Genomic DNA, 20,152 nt, shown 5'->3' on the forward strand with positions numbered 1-20,152 from the left:
TGCCTCTGTTGCTCGTACCCTGCCGGCGGATCAGGAAATCCTCCGGTAACTCGCAACAGAAGATGCCGTACATCCGTCGTCCGGTTCGCCACCGCACATAAGAATCAGACAAATTGAACGTACGTCAAAACATCCTGTTTGGGCAGGTGAGCTGGTCTTTATACCGGTCTCGATACGCAATCTCGACCAGTCGATGGGGAAGAATTGACGAGGGGTTTATTTCACCTTCGACCGGATGTCGACGCGAGTAAAAAGCAGGTACCGAATTTACTTACCCATCCCTTACGGAATCGCGAGGTCAGGCGCCGACCGTGCCGTCCACTCCCTCGCGGAGGAAGTCCGCGTGGCCGTTGTGGCGGCCGTACTCCAGGATCATGTGGAGCATCACCATCCGCAGGGACACGTCCTCGCCCCAGCGCGGCTGGTGCCCGGCGAGGTCCAGGGACTCGGCCTCGCGCTCGATGCGGCGCGAGTGTTCGACCTCGGCCCGCCACACCGCGAACGCCTCCTCGGCGCTCGCGCCCGTGGTGTCGTACGCGGCCTGGAAGTCGAACTCCTTCTGCGACCAGAGCATCGGGGCGGTGTTGTCGTCGAACACCCGGCGGAACCAGGCGCGTTCCACCTCGGCCAGGTGACGGACCAGGGCGAGCAGGGAGAGGGTGGACGGCGGGCTCGACCGCTCCTTGAGCTGCTCCTCCGTCAGGCCTTCGCACTTCATCGCCAGGGTCGCCCGGTGGAACTCCAGGAACGCCCGCAGCGTCTCGCGTTCCGTGCCGAAGAGCGGCGGGCCGATGCGTTCGACGGTCACGGGGTTCCTCTCGGGGAGAGCCGGTCGGGGCTCGGACGTACCTCGCCCTTGCGGACCGCCGGGGCGGCGGGTGTGGTGGAGTGGGCGCCATGACCGACATCGAGACGATCAGGGTGCCCGGCCGGCTGCGAGGGTATCCCGGGGTGGCGTTCGGCGGATATGTCGCGGGGGTGCTCGCCGGTCGGACGGCGGCCAAGACCGTACGGGTCGACTTCCGGCGGCCGACCCCGGTGGAGGTGCCGGTGGAGCTCGCGGCGACCGCCGACGGCGGGGCCGTACTGACCGGCGCGGACGGGGTGCTCGCGGTGGCCACGCCCGACGAGCTGGACATCGAGGCGCCCGAACCGCCCTCCTGGGACGAGGCGCGGGCGGCCGCCGAGGCATACCGCGCGGATCCGCCCGAAGGGACCGTGGACTGCTTCGGGTGCGGACTCGACCGCACGCCCGACACCGGGCTGCGCCAGCACTGCGGGGTCGTACCGGGACGCGATCTGGTGGCCACCGCGTGGACGGCCGGGCCCGCGCTCGCCGACAGCGAGGGCATGCTGCCGCCGGAGCTCGTGTGGGGCGCGCTCGACTGTCCCGGAAACGCGGCGGGGCGGCTGCGGGGGACGCTGCGGGAGGGGGCGGTGACCGCCTCGCTCACCGGGCGGCTGCTCCGGCCGGTGCCGGTCGCCGCGCGGCTGGTGTCGTACGCGTGGGTCCTCTCGGAGGAAGGGCGCAAGCACCGGATGGGTGTTGCCCTGGCCACGGCCGGGGGCGACCTCTGCGCGATCGCCTCCGCGCTGTGGGTGGACCCCCGGTAGCACTCACGTGACCGCCGCGGTGGCCGAGGCGTCCGGCTGCTGGACGAGCGTGGTGGGCAGGGCGACGTACGCCGTGACGCCCGAGCCCTCCGTGGGGCGCAGCTCGACATGGGCGCCGAGGCGGGTCACGAGCGCGCCGACGACGTGGTGCCCGAGGAACCGGGTGGGCGCGGCGAGCAGCGGACCGCCCTTGCCGGACAGCGGCGACCTCTGCGCGATCGCCTCCGCGCTGTGGGTGGACCCCCGGTAGCGCTCATGTGACCGCCGCGGTGGCCGAGGCGTCCGGCTGCTGGACGAGCGTGGTGGGCAGGGCGACGTACGCCGTGACGCCCGAGCCCTCCGTGGGGCGCAGCTCGACATGGGCGCCGAGGCGGGTCGCGAGCGCGCCGACGACGTGGTGCCCGAGGAACCGGGTGGGCGCGGCGAGCAGCGGACCGCCCTTGCCGGACAGCAGGGAGTTGGCCCGGGCCATCCGCTGCGCGGTCATCCCGATGCCCCGGTCGACCACGGCCAGGCAGTACTCGCCGCCGTCCCGCGGCCGTGGACCGTGACAGGCCGGCGGGGCGGGCTGAACAGGAGCGCGTTCTCCACCAACTCCGCCAGCAGGTGCGAGAATTCGGCGACACAGTGGCCCCGGACGCGGCACTGTTCGAGGTCGGTGACGGCGACCCGCTGGTACTGCTCGGCCTCGGAGACGGCCGACTGCACCACCTCGCTGACGGTGACCGTACCGGGCCAGCGGCGGGCCGGGGACTCCTCGCCGGCGAGGACCAGCATGGACTCGGCGTTGCGGCGCATGCAGGTCGCCAGATGGTCGAGTTCGAAGAGCTCGGCGAGGGCGCCGGGTCGAGCTCCTGGCTCTCCAAGGTGGTGATCAGCCCGAGCCGGCGGCTCAGGAGCGCCTGGTTGCGGCGGCCGAGACCGGCCAGGGACTCGGTGCTGTTGCGCCGCAGCACGGCCTGTTCGACGGCGAGGCCCACGGCGGTGCGCTCGGCATTGCGCAGGGCGGCGGTCGGGCGCGAGACCTCCCGTGCGGTGCCGGGGACTTCGGCCGCCTCGGGCTCCGCGGACGGCGGGGTGTCGGGATCGGCCTCCTGGATGTACCTGACCGCGTCCGGCAGCCGGGTGCCCGCGACCGCGTCGGCCTCGTCGGCCAGGGCGCCCAGGGGGCGGGTGATGGAGCGGGCCGAGAACACCGCGAGCGCGGAGGCCACGGCCAGGATCAGCGCGCCCAGCGCCAGGAAGCCGGCGAGTTCCCGGGTGGCCGCGCCGCCGACCTGGTCCGCCCGGGCCCGTACGTCGTCCCCGACCTGCTTGCGCACACCGTGCAGATCGTCGACGAGCGTCGTCATGTCGGCCCACCAGCGGGCGAGATCGACGTCCAGGGTCGAGCCGTCGGCGCCCGCCGCGGCCTTGGCCTCGTACCCGGTGACGCGGCGGGCGGCAGCCGTGGCGAAGGCACGGTCGAGGGCCGACTGCTCGGCGCCGCTTGCGAGTTGGCGGAACTGGCCGAGGGCGGCGACCCGCGCGGCCCGGACCTCGGTGAAGTCGAGGTACTCGCCGGAGCGGAACCGCCGTGCCGCGAACACGCCGTTCAGGGAACCGCGTTCGAGGGCCACCGCCTCCGTGGCCCGCGCCAGGGCCTGCAGCGCCTGCACGCCCTGCGCGATACGCCGGTCACCGTCGGGCGCCCCCGCGCCCCCGGCGTCGATCAGGGCGGCGGCCGCGGCCGCGGGCAGATCGCCGTTCCCGTCCGAGAGTGCCGCCCGCAAGGACGTCCGCGCGGCGTCGGTGCGCATCCGCTGCCTGCGGACATCGTCCCGGTACCGCACGGCGCCGTTCAACAGGCCGTTGGTGAGGCCGCGTTCGCGCTGGAGCTCGCGGACGAGATCCTGTTCCCGCAGCACGATGCCGACCTGGGCTCCGTGGCCCGCGCGGCGGACCAGTCGTGGGCGCGGTCGGCGACGCCCAGACCGGTCAGGGCGAGGAGCAGACAGGTGGGGACGGCGAGGACGATCGCCATGCGCGCTGCCCGCAGGGATCCGTACGTCCCCAAAGTGACCCGGGAGCGGCAGGCCGATGAGCCAACGCAAAGGCCCCGGACCGGTCATGGTCCGGGGCCCTTGGCTTCCACTCTCACATGGAGACGAACGACCACTGACGGCCACTCGGGCGGCGGGCCCAGGGCCCGGGCGCCGATACCCAATTCGGTGAGCCGTGCGGCACGGCTACCCCCCGCCTCCGCACGTGGTCCCGACGTGGGTTTCCTGCGCGCCCGGGTCGCCTTCGCCGTTCAGCAGGTTGCCGAGCAGGCCATTGGCGACACCCACCTCCCCCAGGACGTCAATGTTCGTGTCGTCGGTATCGCAGCCCCCACCTCGATGCATGACCGCGGCTTGCGCGGTGGTGGTGCCGGTGCCGGTGCCTATGATGCCGACGCTAGCGATGACCGCGGCCGCCGCGGCAGCCTTGGAAAGCCTGCGCATTTCTCCTCCTTGGGTCGAGTGGAGCGCGCATCAGAAGATCCACTTTGCGCTCATTTCGGAGGCTAGTGCGACATTCCGCGCGGCGCTCATCGGGGAACGCCATCCGGGGGTGCCGTGTGGTGTGGTCGTACGCGAGAGGCGCAGGTCCTGTGGGGGGCTTAGCCGGTGGCCACAGGGCGGATAAGCTCCCCGTGTGCCGATCCCGCGCGAGTTGTCCACGGAAGCAAATCAGCAACTTCGCTTCGCTCTGCTCGGGCCGCTCCTGGCCTGGCGCGGCGACACGAGTCTGGAGCTCGGGCCGGTTCGCGAACAGGCCGTCCTGGCAGCTCTGCTGCTGCGGCCTGGCAGGACGGTCAGCCGGCAGCAGCTGCTCGACGGGGTGTGGGGTGCGGAGCCCCCCGGCACCGGCGACCGGGTTATCCCGGTCTATGTGCACCGGTTACGCCGCTGCCTGGATGCTCCTGGAAAGGACGCGGCGGACTCCGTGATCGACACCGTGCGCGGCGGCTATCGCTTCGCCCCGGGCAGCGCGCGGGTGGACGTGGCCCGCTGGGAGGAGATCGCCGCCGAAGGGCGCGCGGCGCGGGACGCCGGAGACCTGGACGCCGCCGTGGACGCGCTGTCCACGGCACTGGGACTGTTCCGCGGCGAGCCCCTGGCCGGAATCCCCGGGCCGTTCGCGGCGGGAGAGCGGCTGCGGCTGGCCGAGCAGCGGCTCGTGGTGGTGCAGGACCTGGTGGACTGCCGGCTCCGCACGGGACGGCACGCCGAGGCGGTGGGGGAACTGTTCTCCCTGACCACGGCCCACCCCTACAACGAGGCCCTGGCAGCGCTGCTCATGCGTGCCCTGCATGCCGGCAACCGGCAGGCCGACGCGCTGGACGTCTACGCCTCGGTGCGCCGCCGTCTGGTGGAGGAGCAGGGCGTGGAGCCCGGCACCGAACTGCGCAGGGTGCACGAGGCCGTCCTGCGCGGCGACGACGCGTTCCTGACCGGCGGCGACACTGCCGCCGTACGCCGGGGCGGCACAGCCCCGCAGCGCACGGAGACGGACCACCCGGCGCACCGGCCGGCCGGACCCCGGCGTCCGGGTCCCGCCCCCCAGCAGCGCCGCGCCCGCCATGAACTCCCCGTAGAAATAGGCAACTTCACCGGCCGGGACCGCGAGCACCAGCTTCTCGTCGCCCCCGTCGACGACGCCCGCGTGGTCACCGTACGGGCCGTGGACGGCATGGCCGGGGTCGGGAAGACCGCGCTGGTGGTGCGCGCGGCACGGGCGCTGCGGGACCAGTACCCCGACGGCTGCCTGTTCGTGGAGTTGCACGGGCACCGCGAGGACCGGGAGACGGTGGGGCGGCAACGCGTACTGCGCCGGCTGCTGCGGGCCGTGGGGGCCGGGGAGGGGGACGACTCCGAGGACCTGGACGAGTTGACCGCGTCGTGGCGGGCGGCGACCGCCTCCCTGCGGCTGCTCCTCGTCCTCGACGACGCCGCCCGCGCCGAGCAGGTACGACCGCTGTTGCCCGCCGGTGCCGGCAGCGTGGTGCTGGTGACGAGCCGTCGGCGCCTGACGGGGCTGGACGCGGACCGCAGGATCTCGCTGCCCCCGCTCGGCCTCGACGAGGCGGCGGGGCTGCTGACCCGTATCGTCGGCGGCGCGGGGGCCGAGCGCGAGCGGGTGGCCGTACGCGAACTGGCCGCGCTGTGCGGGCGGCTTCCGCTGGCGTTGCGGATCGTCGGGGCGCGGATCCAGGATCGCCCGTTGTGGGCGGTGGAAGCGCTGGTGGCGCGGCTGGCCGACGGCGAGCGCCGGCTCGACGAACTCGCGGTGGAGGACCGCAGCGTCGAGGCCGCGTTCCGGATCTCCTACGACCAGCTTCCGGCCGCCGAGCAGCGTGCCTTCCGCGCGCTGGGCGTCTCGCCCGCCATACGGCTGGACCGGCTGACGCTGGCCGCCCTGCTCGACGGGACGCCCGCCGACGCCGAGCGCACCCTGGAGAGCCTGGCCGACGCCAGCCTGGTGCAGCGGGTGACCGCCGACCGCTACCGGTTGCACGACCTGGTGGCGGTCTACGCCCGGCGCGTCGCCGCCGCGGCACCCGACGAGGCCGTGGCGGCCCGGGGCCGGGTGCTCCGGCTGTACGTGGCCGCCGCCCGCTGCGCCGGCGACTGGGGCACCACGTCCTACCCGACCGGCCCGCAGGGCACCGGGCCGTTCACGGACTGGGAGGAGGCCACGATCTGGCTGGACGCGGCGGGCGGTGAACTGGTCGACGTGATCGGGCAGGCGGCGGCCGCGGGCTGGCTGGACGAGGCCTGCTGGATCGCCGAGGGCCTGGTCGACTACTTCACCCGGCAGGGCCGGTTCCACGAGTGCCGTACCGCGCTGGAGCTGCTGCTGCCGAGGGTCGCTCAGGCCGGTGACCGCCGGATGGACTCCGCCCTGCGCACGGGCATGGGCATCATGTACGGGCTGCAGGGCCGGTACCAGCAGGCCCGCGCCTGGTTCACGGAGGCGCTGGACATCAGCCGCCGGGCCGGTGACCGGCATGAGCAGGCCAGAGCCGCGGCCGGTCTCGGGACCTTCGCCAATCTGGAGGGGCGGATCGCGGAGTCCATGGCGCACTTCGCTGAAGTCCTCGCCCTGGCGGGGGAGTTGACGCACGACGACTGGCTCACGGGGTCGGTCATGACCCGCGTCGGCGACGTCCACCACCAGCTCGGGGAGTACGACAAGGCGAACGACCGCTACCTGGAGGCGATCGCCCTCGCCGAGAAGGCGGGCAGCCCCAGGCTCCTCGGCAAGACGCTGCTCCGCCTCGGTCGCCTCCAACTCGACCTCGGCCGGCCGGCCGAGGCGGCGGGCACCCTCGGCAAGGCCGAGGACCTGGCCAGACGACTGGGGGACCTTCCCCTGTACTCCGCCGTCCTCGCCAGGCTGTCCACGGCGGAGGCCGACCTGGGCAACCCCGGGGCGGCGGCCGAACTCCAGCGCCGGGCACACGCGATACTGGACGAGCAGACCGGCACCGCGTCGGAGATCGCGATACGCCATCGACTGCTCTGGCACGGCGCCGTGGCGGAAGACCTGGCCGGCGCCCGCGACTTCTTCGAGCGGGCCACCACCCTTCCCGACGCCGACGCCAACCGCGCGAGAATCTCCCGCGCGCTGGACGACCTCGACCGCCGGCGGCAACAGCCGGGAGCCGACGAAGCGTAGCCACCGGGTGGCGGCGGGTTCGGCCCGGCCGAAGTACGGTCGGCCGGGCCGCTGTTGCTCCTTGCTCCCTACTGCCTGGCGCCTAGGCCGGGTCCCCGGCGGGGTTCCGCCACAGGATCCCGTCGCCGCCGGCGTCGCCGAGGGTCTGGGCGATGACGTTGCCGCGCTGCGGGTAGTTCCCGTGCAGGTTGAAGTAGCCGGGCGCGTTCAGGAGGGACGCGTCGCACACCGGGTCGCCGTGGATGCAGTACCGGGTGACCGGGATGCCGTTGAACTCCGCGGGCCCGGCGCCCGGGGAGGTGAACCCGGGCACGCCCCAGCCCTTCGGGATCTGGGCCGTGAAACCGGTGCCGGGCTGCATCGGGTCGGCGTAGAGCATGCCGTTGACCTGCGAGCGCGGAATGTCGGTGGCGCCGCTCGCGATCGTCTGGAGCACCTGGTCCGCGGCCTGGGCGCCCTGGGAGTAGCCGGAGATCGTGATGAGCGCGTCCGGGTGGTCGCGGTGAGTGTCCTGCGCCACCCGCAACGCCTCCTGGTAGCCCTGCTGCACGCTGGCGTCGTAGTTCGGCGCGGTGACGGCGTCGGGGTGGAACTGCAGGCTCTGGAGGTCGATGAGCGGACCGCCTGGACCGATGAACGGGCCGGCCGTGGCCGGATAGCACACCTCGACGGCGTGGTCGCCGAGTTGGAGCGCCGCGTTGGCCTCGTTGTAGGACGAGGTGGTGGTGGGGCAGCCGGGAGTGTGACTCGTGGCGCCCGTGCCGCCGATCTCGATGTAGTAGTGGTCCGCGTCGGCCGCGTGCGCGGCGGCGGGGAACGCGACGGCGGCGCCGGCCGTCAGCGCCGCCGTCATGGCCGCGGTGCGAACGGCCCGTGCCAGCCTGCTCGTTTTCGACATCGTCTGATCTCCCCCTGGGGTTGTGGACCTGCCCGGCAACGAACAACTGGGACACTAGGCACGGGGGTTCACATCGCACTGACATACCGATGACCCCGCTGGCAGCACGGCTGTCGGACCCAGTGGCCGTGCTCGGCGGGCCGGAGCAGGAGGACCGGATCATGGCGTTCGCCGATTATCAGAACGAGATCTACTTCGACGGGCTGCGCGGGGTGGTGCCGCGGCTGCCGATGACCTACGGCGAACTGGAGCCGCTCGCCCAGGCCGCGCTGCCCCCGTCGGTGCGCTCCTACGTCGCGGGCGGCGCCGGGGACGAGCACACCCAACGGGCCAACGTCACCGCCTTCGAGCAGTGGGGGCTCGTCCCGCGCATGCTGGTCGGGGCGAAGGAGCGGGACCTGTCGGTGGACCTGTTCGGCATGCGCCTGCCCTCTCCCCTGTTCATGGCCCCGGTCGGGGTGATCGGGCTGTGCGCCCAGGACGGCCACGGCGACCTCGCCACCGCGCGCGCCGCCGCCCGGACCGGGGTGCCGATGGTCGCCTCCACCCTGACCGTCGACCCGATGGAGCAGGTGGCCGGCGAGTTCGGCGGCACTCCCGGCTTCTTCCAGCTCTACACCCCGACCGACCGGGAGCTGGCCGAGAGCCTGGTCCACCGTGCCGAGCAGGCCGGGTTCAAGGGCATCGTGGTCACCCTCGACACCTGGATCACCGGCTGGCGCCCGCGCGATCTGGCCGTCAGCAACTTCCCCCAGCTGCGCGGCCATTGCCTGGCCAACTACACCAGCGACCCGGTCTTCCGCGCCCGCCTCGCCAAGGCCCCCGAGGACGACCCCGGGGCCGCGGTGCTGCACTGGGCCCAGATCTTCGGCAACCCGCTCACCTGGGACGACCTGCCCTGGCTGCGCTCGATCACCGACCTGCCGCTGATCCTCAAGGGCATCAGCCACCCCGACGACGCCCGCCGCGCCAAGGACGCGGGCGTGGACGGCCTCTACTGCTCCAACCACGGGGGACGCCAGGCCAACGGCGGACTGCCCGCGCTGCACTGCCTGCCGTCCGTGGTCGAGGCCGCCGGGGAGCTGCCCGTCCTGTTCGACTCCGGCGTCCGCTCCGGCTCCGACATCGTCAAGGCACTCGCCCTGGGCGCGCGGGCCGTCGGCGTCGGCCGCCCCTACGCGTACGGCCTGGCCCTCGACGGCACCGACGGCATCGTCCACGTCCTGCGCACCCTGCTCGCCGAGGCCGACCTCCTCATGGCCGTCGACGGCTACCCCACCCTGGCCGACCTCACCCCGGACGCCCTGCACCGCGTCCGCTGAGACCAGCCGGCCGGCCGGGGGTCACTCGACGGTGATCGTCACGGTCGCCGTGCTGGTCGCGGCGGGCAGGCGGGTGGTGTCGACGGCCAGGTACTCGCCGTCGTCCTGCGTGCCGTCCGGGAGGGTCTTGGCGTGCAGGGCGTAGGGCGGGGCCGGGGTCGTGCCGGAGATCCCGTCGACGCCGAAGTCGCTGTCGTTGCTGACGACGAGGGTGCGGCCGCCGTCCGTCGTGGCGACACCCTCGATCTTGTCGTGGCCGAAGAAGCCGCCGGTCGGGTCGAGGCCGGTGAGCAGGGCGCCGAGGTCGAGGCCGAGGGTCTTGGCGACCGGGGTGATACCCACGGACTTCAGGGCGGACGTGGCGGCCGCCGTGTTCCCGGCGCCCACGGAGGCCTCGATCGTCTGCCGGGACGAGCCGACGAGGAGACCGCCTTTTGCCGCGTCGTACGACGCACCCGGCACCGTGGCCGACGGGCCGACGTCCGTGGCGCCGGAGAGGTCGATGGCGAACAGCTTCTTGTAGGCGCCCGGTTCGGTGTTGCCGTCCCGTTCGTCGACGAGGAAGCGGGTGCCGCCCAGCGCGGTGATCTCGCTGACCGCGCCGCCGTTCGTCCTGGGGTCGTCGAGCAGGTACACGTACTCGTGTGTGGCGTGGGTGCCCAGGTCGCAGGTGACGATGCGCAGCGTGGTGACGCTCTTGGTCTTGACGCCGCTCGGCAGGTCGGGCTGCTGGAGCGCGGACTGCATCATGCCGACGAGGGTGTGTCCGTCGGGGGTCACGGTCAGCCCTTCCATGCCCTTGTTGGCCACGCGCCTGGCCAGTTCGGCCGGGAGCGAGCCGTCGAAGGGGGAGAGCCGCTCGATGGCGCGGCCGTGGCGGTCGAAGTGCGTGAGGTACGGGCCGTACTCGTCCGACACCCAGAAGGTGCCGTCGCGCAGGGCCACCAGGCCTTCGGAGTCGTAGCCGTACGGGGAGTGCGGCAGCGCCTTGCCGTTCAGGTCGACGAGGTTCTCGCCGGTGCTCGCCCGGGAGTTGACGAGCCCGTTGTACGGGGTGCCGTCGGCGGCGCGCAGCGGGATGGTCCGCTCCAGTACCGCCTTGGTGCCCGTCAGCCGGAACTTCCCGATCGCGGGGTCGAAGTCCGGCAGCGGCAGCGCCTTTTCGCCGTTCGGCGCGTCGACGTTCGGGCCCCGGTCGGTGAGGCCGTAGAACTCGTCCTTCGCGCCGGGCACCGGGTACAGCGACGAACCGTACCCCCCGGCGGTGACCGGCACCCCGCCGATGACGGCGAGCGGCTTGAGACGGGTCCGGTACAGCCGTACGGCGTCGCTGATCCGGTAGGTGAAGGTGTCGGTGCCGTGGTAGCCGGGGTCGGGGGTGTAGCGGAACGAACCGTCCTGGTCGAGGGCGAGCGTGCCGTGGGCGGTCTTCGTGTGCGCGACGAGGGTCGCCGGGCTGCCGCTGTCGTCGGCCAGAACGCCGTGCCGCGCGCCGACGGTCAGCGTCTTCCCTGCGTGCGCGGTGTAGGCGTCGTCGCGTGCCCGGAGCTTCGGCGTACCGGCATGGGCGCCGGCCGGTCCGGTGCCGGCCAGGGACAGGACGACGGCCGTGGCGGCGGCGGTCACGATTCCCGGACGGTTCATCTGATCCCCTCCTCGACACGCGTCACGATGACGCGCGAGCGGCAGTCTGGGCACCACGCATGGCCGGAGGTCGTCCGGAAGGTAGGGACCGGGTAAAGCATGTCGCGCCTCGGCGGGCCGGTGCGGCCGGGCCCCGGCGCTACCGTGGCCCTCCGCACAACGCCGAGGACGCGATGACCTTCTACGTCTCCCTCTTCGACGACTCCGAGGTCGTCCACGTCACGCGCTACGGCGCCGAGGGACCCGGCAAGGAAGGGACCGTGCGGCACGCGACGTTCTCGCCGGCCGGCCGGCAGCTCATGTGCGTCGACAGCCCCGTGCAGCACGACTTCACCTTCACACCCGCGATCTCCCTGTTCGTGCAGTGCGCGGACGAGGCCGAACTCGACCGCCTCTACACGGCCCTCGCCGAAGGCGGCACGGAACTCATGCCGCTCGGCGACTACGGCTTCAGCGCCAGGTTCGGCTGGATCAACGACCGGTTCAGCGTCTCCTGGCAGCTCAACCTGCCGGCGTGAGCGGCGCGGTGTGGCCTGGTCGCGCGTAGGGGCATGGCGCGGTTCACCTCGCGTCCACCGCGAACTCGTAGACCACTTCGCGGCGTACGTCCGGGACCACGATGTCGGCGGTCTCCACCGGGCGGCCGTCGGAGTCGTGGATCGTGCGCTCGATGCGGAGCACCAGGTCCCCGACGCCGATTCCGAGGAGGTTCGCCTCGGCGCGGTCGGCGCGGGCGGGGCGGGGCAGCTCGACGACGGTCTCGACGGTCACGCCGATCGAGCGCAGGCGCGCCACGACGCCCTGGCCGGCGAGCGGGCCGCGCTCGGGCAGGACGACCGGTGTGCCCTCCGTGACGGCCATCGGCTCCCAGGAGTCGGAGAGCTGGACGGGCAGCCCGTCGGCGAGGAACTCGTACTGCGTGTTGACGCAGAGGTCGCCGGGGCTGATGGCGAGCCGTTCGGCGATGGGCTCGGGGGCGGGGACGCGTACCAGGGTGTGGGCGTCCCAGGTGCCGGCCCGCCCCCGCTCCGGCAGCCCGGCGAGGGCGCGGGCGCCCCGGTGCTCGCGGTGCCACGAACGGAGCATCCGCAGGCGCTCGCGCGGGGTGCGGACGTAGGTGCCCGAGCCCGCGCGTCCTTCCAGCAGGCCCTCGACGATCAGGCGGTCCACGGCCCGCTGCAGCACATTGCGGCCGACGCCGTACTCCTCGGCGAGCCGCGCCCGGGACGGCAGCCGCTCGCCGAGCTCCCACTCCCCCGCGAGCACCCGGGCGCGCAACGCGTCGGCCACGGCGAGATACGGCGCCTGTCGGGGCATGGGGGACTCTCCCGTGGGTGACGGTCGGTGACATGAATCCGGACGGAGACTCAGGGCGGAGTTTCCGGGCGGATTCGCAAGCTACTGCACCGGTTCCGGGCTACTGGAGCAGCACTGCGCTCCGTGCACGAGGGCGACCGTGGTGCCGGATCCGGGTCAGGCCTGGCGCGGGTCCGGCCTGAGTACGGCGAACACCGCCTGGGCCGGGTCGGCCAGCCAGGCGATACGGCCGACGCCGGGGACGTTCACCGCCGGCATCAGCACCGTGCCGCCGTTGTCGCGCACGGCGGTGACGAGCGCGTCCGCGTCGGCCACGGCGAAGTACGGCACCCAGCGCGCCTCCTCCCGCGCGTCCTGCAGCGGCGCCACCCCGCCGAAGGACCCCTGCTGCTGATCGCCCTCCGCGACGCTGAGCACCTGGTACGTCATGCCCGGCGCCTGCATCGGCTCGGCACGCCAGCCGAACAGCCCGCGGTAGAAGCCGACGGCCGCGTCCGGGTCGCCGACGTGCAGCTCCACCCAGACCAGTGTGTCGTCCTCCGAGGCCCGCTGCAGGCCCTTGTCGGACTGGAGCACCGCGAACTGCGCGCCCTGCGGGTCGGTGAACTGGGCGAAGGTGGCGTCGCCGATGGTCATGGGCTCGGCGCGCACCGTACCGCCCGCGTCGGTCACGGCCCGGCTCGTGGCGCGGGCGTCGGCGGTACGGAAGTACGTCATCCAGGCGGACCGCGCCTCCGCCTCGGTCAGCGGGCCGAGGGCGGCCACCGTGCCGCCGTTCTTCTGGAAGTAGCCGTAGCCGCCCGCCTCCGGGCCGGCGGAGACGAACTCCCAGCCGAAGACGGCGTGGTAGAAGGCCGTGGCCGCCTGTGTGTCGGGGCTGCCGAGGTCGATCCAGATGGGCGACCCGGTGCGGAAATCTGTGCCGAGCATGCGTTTCCTCCTGCCGGTCCGGTGCGGAGCCGCCCGCCACTATGCCGACGGAAACGGCACGGACCTGGCTGGGACACGGGGAAAGGAACCCACGAATCTGCGCAGGAGTGCCACACGGGCTGCACACAGCCTTTCGAAAGCCTCGTTAGCGTGACGGACGCCCGCTCCCCCTGGACTCAGGAAGACCGTAGATGGACTACTGCTCCTCGTGCCGCCGCCACCTCAACGGCGCCCTGGTCTGTCCCGGGTGCGGTGCCTACGCCCCCGACATAGCCCCGCCCGGTACCCGCGGCAGCCGCCCCGAGCAGTCGGCGCCGCTCGCCGACCAGCGGTGGTTCGCGGCGCCGGCTCCTGAGATGTCCGCCGAGGGCTGGTTCGGCACCGAGGAACTCCCCGCCGGGCTGCCCGCCGCCGCACCGTCCGCCAAGCCGTCCGCCGATGTCACGGACGCCCCGGCCGCTCCGCAGGGACGCGCGGCCCGGCGCCGGCAGCTGGCGCGCTGGAAGAAGAACCAGCGCCGGGCCGTGGTGGCGACCGCCGTCGCACTCGTCGGCGGTGGCCTGACGGTCGCCTCGATGGACCGCGGCTCCGGCGGCCGGGCCCAGGCGGCCAGCGCGCCGGACAACCGGAGCATGGGCCTCACCGAGCACCCGTCGGCCGCGCCCAGCGGGCCCGCGTCCGCCCCGGCCCAGCCCGCGGCCACGCACCGGCACACGCCCGCCACACCCGCGGCGGCGTGGACACCCACGGCCGACGTCCCCCACCAGCAGACCCTCGCCGCCGCACCGCACACGGCACAGCCGGCCCAGCACCCGCACACCACCGCGGCCGTGACGGCGGCTCAACCGACCACACAGTCCGCACCGGCCGCGGCGCCCGTCCCGCTCCCGCGGAGCACTACACCGTCGTCCTCCGGTACGCAGACCCAGCCGACGTCTTCCGCCCCCACGGGCACCACCGGCAGCGGCGGTACCTCCGCGTCCGCCCCGGACCCGGCGTCGCCCTCGTCCCACCAGCTCTGCCTGGTCCTGGTCTGCCTCGGCTGACCGGGCCGGCGATGCGGTGATCGGTTACGCTACGCCTCCGGCCACGGGGGAACGGGGAGACAGACACATGTTCGGGAACCGCCTGAGGACCGCCGGTGTGACGGCGGTCCTGCTGGGCGCGCTCGCCGCGTGCGGCGGCGGCCACGGAACCGACGCCGCCCACGCGGGCACGGCGTCCCCGGGCGCCGTCGTCGCCTCCCCCTCCCCGGTCCCCGTCCACGGCATCAAGGACACGCTCCGCCACCTCACCCGGACGACCACCCGGGCCACCCGCCCCCACCTGGTCCGAAGGTGCACGACCGGCACCCGCCAGGTCCGCCACACCGCGAGCTCCGGCTCCGGCAGCCGCCGCCGGACCCGCACCTGGTACACCACCGAGCACTACCAGGACTGTCACCAGGTGCGGAGCGGCACCGAGACGTACCGCAGGGAGCTGCGCCCGGAGCGCTGGTGCGTCCGCCTGGACGACGTCAACGGCGACCGGGAGCGCAACGACGTCTGGTTCCGCGTCGAACGCAGCGACTACGACCGTGTCGTCGACGCCGACGCCCGCACCCGCGTCCAGTTCGTCCCGCTGTACCCGGACAACGGCTGCTGACGGCGGACGGCCCCGGCTTCCCGGCTCACTTCCGGTAGCGGCGCGCCAGCCGTCTGTCCCGGCGGACCAGCACCGCCGTGATCAGGACGACGAACGCGAGCGCGGCCGACAGGGGCGCGAGGAAGTACGCCATCACCGCTTCCTTCCCTCGGCTCCCCGGGCCGTCACCGCTCCTCGCCCCCGGCGTCGGCCCGCGCCCGCGTGATCGCCGACTCCACCGCCGCCACCCGGTCCGCCAGCAGGCCCAGCGCGGCCACCGCGCGGGTGAGGGGATCGTCCTCGGGACCGCCGAGGGCGCGGGCGCGGACGTGGGCCGTCTTCACCTCGGTCCAGCGGGCGGCCCGGACGGTGTCGAGCGTGCCGCGCAGTTCGGCCAGTTTCAGCAGGTTGGCCTCGGCGCCCGTGGTGAGGGTCTGGGCCTCGGCCGTGTAGTGGTCGTCGACGACGGCCTCGCGTTCGGCGTCGTTCATGACCGGGCGCAGCCGCTGGGCGATCTTGTTCATGTCGCGGTACGAACCCTGGAGGCGGAACGGGGGTTCGGTGCGGGCCGCCTCCGACTGGGCGGCGGAGGCGATGTACGCCGCGTTGACCCGCAGTACCGTCTCGCGGACCGCCAGCGCATGGCGCAACACCTCCAGCACACGGCCGAGTTCGGCCGGTGGCATCGGCTGCCGGAGGCGGTCCGCGCGGGCCGTCGGGTCGGCGGCGGCCAGCCGGACCAGCAGGTCCAGGTCGGCGTGGTCGCGGGCGGCGAGCGGGGCGAGGACCGGGTTGGCGGTGAGGGCGTTCTCGACGAAGCTGAGCGCGAAGACGTCCTCCTTGCCGGTGAGGACGTCGCCGAGGTTCCACACGTCGGCCCGGTTGGCCAGCATGTCCGGGATGCGGAAGCGTTCGCCGGACTCGGTGTAGGGATTGCCGGCCATGCAGACCGCGAACCGCTTGCCGCGCAGGTCGTAGGTGCGCGGCTCGCCGTCCCCCACGCCGTCCACGCGCCGGGTCGCGTCGCACAGCGGGATGAACTTCTGCAGCAGCTCCGGCGAGGTGTGCTGGATGTCGTCCAGGTACAGGAGGGTGTTGTTGCCGGCTGCCAGCGCGAAGTTGATCTTCTCGATCTCGCGGCGGGCGGTGGCGTTCGGGGCGTCGGCCGGGTCCAGCGAGGTCACGGTGTGGCCGAGCGCCGGGCCGCTGACCTTGACCAGCATCAGCCCGAGCCGGTCGGCGACGTACTCCATGAGCGTCGTCTTGCCGTAGCCCGGCGGGGAGATCAGCAGGAGCAGACCGCCGGTGTCGGTGCGCTTCGACTCGCCGGTCGTGCCGAGCTGGCGGGCCAGGCTGTCGCCGATCAGCGGCAGGTACACCTCGTCGACCAGGCGGTTGCGCACGAACGCCGGCATCACCCGGGGGCGGTGGTCGTCCAGGCGGAGGCGGGCGCGTTCGGCCGCCACCAGGGTCGTACGGTGGCGCTGGTAGGCGCGGAAGGCGGGAACCTCCACGGCCGCGAAACGGGTCGTGCGGGCCAGGAACTCGTCCACCCTCAGCGGCAGTCGGCCGTCGGTCACCCTCGGGTGCGCGCCCAGCAGGCCCTCCGCCGTCGCGGTGAGCCGGGCGTCGCCGTCGTAGCGGGGGAGGCCGGGGCACAGCTCGGCGGCCACCGCCTCCGCCAGCTCGCCCGGCCCGGCCTCGGCGCCGGTGGCGGCGGCGTACGCACCGAGCCAGGCCCCCACCACCTGCCGGCGCGCGGCCAGCTCCGTCAGCCCCTCCGGATCGCCGCCGTAACTCCCGTCCGCGTGCCGGAACTTCTCCAGCAGCGTGCGCGCGGTGACGCCGAGGACGAAGCCCTCCGGACCGCAGGTCAGCTCCTCGAAGAGGTACGCGGCGGCCGGGCCGCCCGCCGCCTGCGCGTCCCAGGCCTCGATCGCCCCGGCCAGCTCCCGCTCCAGCTCCCCGATGGCCGGTACGGCGCCGAAGGCGTCCCGGGCGCGGGCCAGCGACACCGCCCGTCGCCGCCAGGCCGTACGGGCCTCGTCCGTCGTGCCGTGCGCCCAGAACAGCTGGGCGGCGGCCCGGGCGGCGGGCTCGTGACGCAGGGTGCCGGCGGCCTCGTACAGGGGCAGCAGGGCGCGCAGCACGGCGGTCGCGTCATGGTCGTGGACACCGCGCTCATAGCCCTCGTCGTACGACTCCTGCGCCGCCCGGCGCACCAGGTCCGGCAGGTCGTCGGCGGCGGCGAGGGCGGCCGGGCCGTGCTCGGCGAGCAGGCGGGCGGCGAGGTGCTCGGCGCGGTAGACCTCGGGCGACTCGGAGGGCAGCCGGCGGTCCCAGTACGGGCGGGTGCCGGCGAAACCGGGGTCCGTCACCGGGCGGCGGTAGTCGGTGCCCGTCACCGCGAAGGCGAGGCCGTCGCCGTGCGGGACCAGGGTGAGGTCCAGCGGCTGGGTGTTGACGGCGAAGCGGTGGCCGCCGAGCAGCAGGGTGCGGCCGTCGTCGGCGTACAGGTCGGTGCGGTCGCGCAGGGCGCGGGCGGCCTCCTGGCGGGCGGACTTCAGCCGGCCGTCGAGTTCCTCGGCGCGCACGCTGTCGTCGAGGGCGCGCAGCTCGCCGGCGGTGCGGCGGACCTTGGCGACCAGCGGGTCGGAGGCGAAGTAGGTGGTGACCGCGTCGGTGTCCGGGAGGGTGGCCGCCCGGCGGGCGATCGTCTCCAGCATGCGCCCGGCGGAGACGGCGAGTTGTTCGGCGCGGCGGGCGCGGGTGTCGGCGAGGGACTGCTTGCGGGCGGCGAACGCCTCGTAGATCTCGGTGCGCCGGCCGTCGAGTTCGGCGAGGAAGTCGTCGAACTCGGCGAACCGGCCGTCCAGGTCCTCCAGCCGGCCGAGTACGGAGGTCAGTTGGTCGTCGCACTCCTGAGGGGTGCCGGACGCGGCGAGCGCGGCGGTGACGGCCTGGGCGAGCAGCGCGGTCTCGGCGGCGAACTCGGCCCGCCCCTCGCTGTCCTGCAGCGCACGGCGGCGGCCGTCGAGGGTGGCGCGCGCCCGGTTGACCCCGCCCAGCACCTCGGCGATCCGCTCAAGGACCGCCGTACGGACCGTGGCGTCGGCGATGTCGAGGCCGGTCACGACGTCGGTGACCGTGCGCAGCCCGTCGGCCAGCTCGTCCAGCCGGGCGGCGACGGGCGCGGCGCCCGCGACGGTCTCGACGGCCGCCGCCTCCCCGACCAGCCGCTCGACCTCCTCCTGCTGCCCGGTGAAGGCGTCCTCGCGGGCCAGGAACGCCACCGCGCGCCGCCCGAATCCGGCGAGGTCGCCCTCGGCGGCGGCCGCCACCCCGGCCAGCCGGTCCGTGTCGACGTACCGCAGCTCCCGCAGCGTGAGCAGGTGCCCGTGCGCATGCCGGAGTTCGGTCAGTCCGCGTACCCAGGCGGCGGCCTCGCGCGGGGCCTCGCCGCGCAGCCGGCGCACCACGGCGGCGATCCGCTCCGCGGCCTCGTCGAGGGCGTCGGCTGCCTGCCGGGTCAGCTCCTGTACGGTCTCGAACTCGGCCAGCACCTGCTCGGCGGTGACCCGCAGCTCGTCCAACGGGCCGCCCAAGCCGCCGAGTTCGGGGTCGGCGAGCCAGTGGTTGGTGTCGGCGGCCCGCACACAGGCGGCGGCCAGCGCCCGGTAGCCCTCGCTCGTCTCGATGCCGTCGGCCACCAGCCGGGCCACCGACAGACAGTCGGCGAGCCCGCGCACGAGATCGGCGTTGCCGACCCGGGCGAGCGCGCCGGTGCCGGTGCGCAGGGCGGCCGCGTGGGTGTCGGAGACGTACGGCGAGGTCCACCACTGCAGCGGATGGGTGTGCGCGGGCTCGTCGCCGTCGGCGCGCAGCACGGCGAGCGCACCGTCGTCGAAGAGTGCCCAGCCCCGGCACGGCAGCGGGTTCGCGACCTCCTTGCGCAGCGTGTTGTACGACAGCAGCAGCGTGCGTCCCTGGGACCTGGACCGGAAGGCGTACAGCACGTCCTCGCCGTTCGGCGCGCGCACCTCCCGCTCGAACTCCAGCCCCCGCACGTCGAGTTCGTACGTCTTGTGCCCGGCGCCGGCCAGGCAGTAGCCGCCGGGGAAGACGATGCCCTGCTCCTCGGGCAGCCGGCGGCAGGCCTGCCCGATGCCGTCGAGCCGGACGACGGTCCGGGTCAGCGTGTCGAACACCAGGTACCGGTCGGTGTCCTCCTTGTACGGCCGCACCCGCAGCAGCACCAGCGGGCCGACGCGCGCGTGCCCGACGGCGGCGTCCGCGAGGGACTGCAGCGGTTCCTGGACGGGTTCGGCGTACAGGCCGTCACCGTCGCGGGTGCGTACGGTGAGCTCGCCCCCGACGGTCGACACTCCGGCTCCGCCGGGGACGGCGACGTAGGGCCGCTCCCGTTCGAGGACGTGGTCCTCGCGGGTGGTCTGCGTCCAGGTCACGTCCTGGGCCGGCGGGAAGACGTCGTCGCGGTCGCCGCGTGCGTCCAGGAAGGCCGTGCGGCCGTCGTCGGCGACGCTCCAGCGCAGCACGCGGACGTCGTCGGCCTTCTCGCCGGTGCGGAACACCGCGAGCAGCCGGCCGTCGACCCGGCGCAGCCGCAGCAGGCTCGCTTCGCGGTAGTAGCGGTGCAGCGCGCTGAACTCCCTTACGAACCCGGGGTCGTCCAGCAGACCGGGTACGGCGTCCTCGGGCAGCCGCTCGCCGTCCCGGCCGTGGAGCGCGAGCACGTCTGCTCCGCCGGTTCCGCCGAAGAGCAGGGTGTCTCCTACGGCCACGATGTCGCTCGGGACGCACGGATGCGGGGTGCGTAGCCGGGCGGTGGCAACGAGGTCCAGTTTCGCCGACCCGAACTCCTCGCTCCGGCGGGCGTTGAGTGCGTCCGCCCTCCGGGCGAGGTCGGCGGCGTGTACGGCGAGCCGGTCGCGGAGTACCTCGTAGGTACCGGCGTCGACGGTGGCCATGGGGGGTGGTTCCCTTCGTGGTCATGCGCGGGTGCGTCGTGGCTTGTCGCGCAGTTCCCCGCGCCCCTGGGGAGTTGCAGCTGACGTCAGCCGCATAGCGCCGCGCCGCT

17 protein-coding genes and 1 pseudogene are annotated in these 20,152 nt (G+C 73.7%); 6 read left to right on the forward strand and 12 right to left on the reverse strand.

What is annotated here, in order from left to right; all coding sequences use genetic code 11:
• Positions 1-298: 298 nt before the first annotated feature.
• Complete coding sequence (locus AB5L52_RS20995) at positions 299-808, reverse strand: DinB family protein (protein ID WP_351017360.1); 510 nt, start codon at positions 806-808, stop codon at positions 299-301.
• Positions 809-897: 89 nt separating this feature from the next.
• On the opposite strand from AB5L52_RS20995, the gene AB5L52_RS21000 reads away from it, so the two are divergent.
• Entirely contained in the window at positions 898-1,614 is a 717-nt protein-coding gene (locus AB5L52_RS21000; protein ID WP_369365590.1) for a hypothetical protein, read from the forward strand.
• Between the two features lie 3 nt (positions 1,615-1,617).
• Here the strand turns inward: AB5L52_RS21000 and AB5L52_RS21005 are convergent, their stop codons facing one another.
• From AB5L52_RS21005 to AB5L52_RS21030, 6 genes and pseudogenes are all read right to left on the reverse strand, one after another.
• Positions 1,618-1,743: a hypothetical protein gene (locus tag AB5L52_RS21005; RefSeq protein ID WP_369365592.1), complete on the reverse strand. Its 126-nt coding sequence runs from the start codon at positions 1,741-1,743 to the stop codon at positions 1,618-1,620.
• 124 nt (positions 1,744-1,867) lie between these two features.
• Complete coding sequence (locus AB5L52_RS21010) at positions 1,868-2,101, reverse strand: hypothetical protein (RefSeq protein ID WP_369369090.1); 234 nt, start codon at positions 2,099-2,101, stop codon at positions 1,868-1,870.
• Positions 2,098-2,412 (reverse strand): hypothetical protein, encoded by a 315-nt coding sequence (locus AB5L52_RS21015; protein ID WP_369369091.1) that lies wholly within the window; start codon positions 2,410-2,412, stop codon positions 2,098-2,100. Before AB5L52_RS21015 ends, AB5L52_RS21010 begins: the two co-directional genes overlap by 4 nt.
• A 557-nt stretch (positions 2,413-2,969) precedes the next feature.
• Positions 2,970-3,521 (reverse strand): annotated as a pseudogene (locus tag AB5L52_RS21020) (nitrate- and nitrite sensing domain-containing protein); the annotation flags it as partial.
• Entirely contained in the window at positions 3,455-3,637 is a 183-nt protein-coding gene (locus tag AB5L52_RS21025) for a hypothetical protein (RefSeq protein ID WP_369369092.1), read from the reverse strand. The pseudogene AB5L52_RS21020 and the gene AB5L52_RS21025, both read right to left, overlap by 67 nt.
• 205 nt (positions 3,638-3,842) lie before the next feature.
• Positions 3,843-4,100 carry a hypothetical protein gene (locus AB5L52_RS21030; RefSeq protein WP_369365594.1) on the reverse strand — a complete coding sequence of 86 codons (258 nt, stop codon included), beginning with the start codon at positions 4,098-4,100 and terminating at the stop codon, positions 3,843-3,845.
• Positions 4,101-4,293: 193 nt separating this feature from the next.
• Between AB5L52_RS21030 and AB5L52_RS21035 the strand changes: the two genes are divergently transcribed.
• Complete coding sequence (locus tag AB5L52_RS21035) at positions 4,294-7,320, forward strand: BTAD domain-containing putative transcriptional regulator (RefSeq protein ID WP_369365596.1); 3,027 nt, start codon at positions 4,294-4,296, stop codon at positions 7,318-7,320.
• 82 nt (positions 7,321-7,402) lie between these two features.
• Here AB5L52_RS21035 and AB5L52_RS21040 read toward each other — a convergent pair whose 3' ends face one another.
• Positions 7,403-8,218: a cutinase family protein gene (locus tag AB5L52_RS21040; protein WP_369365598.1), complete on the reverse strand. Its 816-nt coding sequence runs from the start codon at positions 8,216-8,218 to the stop codon at positions 7,403-7,405.
• A 161-nt stretch (positions 8,219-8,379) separates the two neighbouring features.
• On the opposite strand from AB5L52_RS21040, the gene AB5L52_RS21045 reads away from it, so the two are divergent.
• Positions 8,380-9,540 carry an alpha-hydroxy-acid oxidizing protein gene (locus AB5L52_RS21045; RefSeq protein WP_369368945.1) on the forward strand — a complete coding sequence of 387 codons (1,161 nt, stop codon included), beginning with the start codon at positions 8,380-8,382 and terminating at the stop codon, positions 9,538-9,540.
• A gap of 21 nt (positions 9,541-9,561) precedes the next feature.
• On the opposite strand, the gene AB5L52_RS21050 is transcribed toward AB5L52_RS21045, so the two are convergent.
• Positions 9,562-11,184: an esterase-like activity of phytase family protein gene (locus AB5L52_RS21050; RefSeq protein ID WP_369365600.1), complete on the reverse strand. Its 1,623-nt coding sequence runs from the start codon at positions 11,182-11,184 to the stop codon at positions 9,562-9,564.
• A 59-nt stretch (positions 11,185-11,243) separates the two neighbouring features.
• Here AB5L52_RS21050 and AB5L52_RS21055 point away from each other — a divergent pair, with 59 nt between their 5' ends.
• Positions 11,244-11,702 carry a VOC family protein gene (locus AB5L52_RS21055; protein ID WP_369365602.1) on the forward strand — a complete coding sequence of 153 codons (459 nt, stop codon included), beginning with the start codon at positions 11,244-11,246 and terminating at the stop codon, positions 11,700-11,702.
• A 43-nt stretch (positions 11,703-11,745) separates the two neighbouring features.
• On the opposite strand, the gene AB5L52_RS21060 is transcribed toward AB5L52_RS21055, so the two are convergent.
• Together AB5L52_RS21060 and AB5L52_RS21065 are read right to left on the reverse strand one after the other, a co-directional pair.
• The gene (locus tag AB5L52_RS21060) at positions 11,746-12,501 is read right to left on the reverse strand and encodes a GntR family transcriptional regulator (protein WP_351017338.1); all 756 of its coding nucleotides are present in this window, start codon (positions 12,499-12,501) and stop codon (positions 11,746-11,748) included.
• 156 nt (positions 12,502-12,657) lie between these two features.
• Positions 12,658-13,431 carry a VOC family protein gene (locus AB5L52_RS21065; protein ID WP_369365605.1) on the reverse strand — a complete coding sequence of 258 codons (774 nt, stop codon included), beginning with the start codon at positions 13,429-13,431 and terminating at the stop codon, positions 12,658-12,660.
• A 191-nt stretch (positions 13,432-13,622) separates the two neighbouring features.
• Here AB5L52_RS21065 and AB5L52_RS21070 point away from each other — a divergent pair, with 191 nt between their 5' ends.
• Both AB5L52_RS21070 and AB5L52_RS21075 read left to right on the forward strand, forming a co-directional pair.
• Positions 13,623-14,477 carry a hypothetical protein gene (locus AB5L52_RS21070; RefSeq protein WP_369365607.1) on the forward strand — a complete coding sequence of 285 codons (855 nt, stop codon included), beginning with the start codon at positions 13,623-13,625 and terminating at the stop codon, positions 14,475-14,477.
• Positions 14,478-14,544: 67 nt separating this feature from the next.
• Complete coding sequence (locus tag AB5L52_RS21075) at positions 14,545-15,075, forward strand: hypothetical protein (protein ID WP_369365609.1); 531 nt, start codon at positions 14,545-14,547, stop codon at positions 15,073-15,075.
• 164 nt (positions 15,076-15,239) lie between these two features.
• On the opposite strand, the gene AB5L52_RS21080 is transcribed toward AB5L52_RS21075, so the two are convergent.
• Positions 15,240-20,042 (reverse strand): DNA repair ATPase, encoded by a 4,803-nt coding sequence (locus AB5L52_RS21080; protein ID WP_369365611.1) that lies wholly within the window; start codon positions 20,040-20,042, stop codon positions 15,240-15,242.
• Positions 20,043-20,152 lie beyond the last annotated feature (110 nt).

This window comes from Streptomyces sp. CG4, from assembly GCF_041080655.1.
GTDB lineage: Bacteria > Actinomycetota > Actinomycetes > Streptomycetales > Streptomycetaceae > Streptomyces.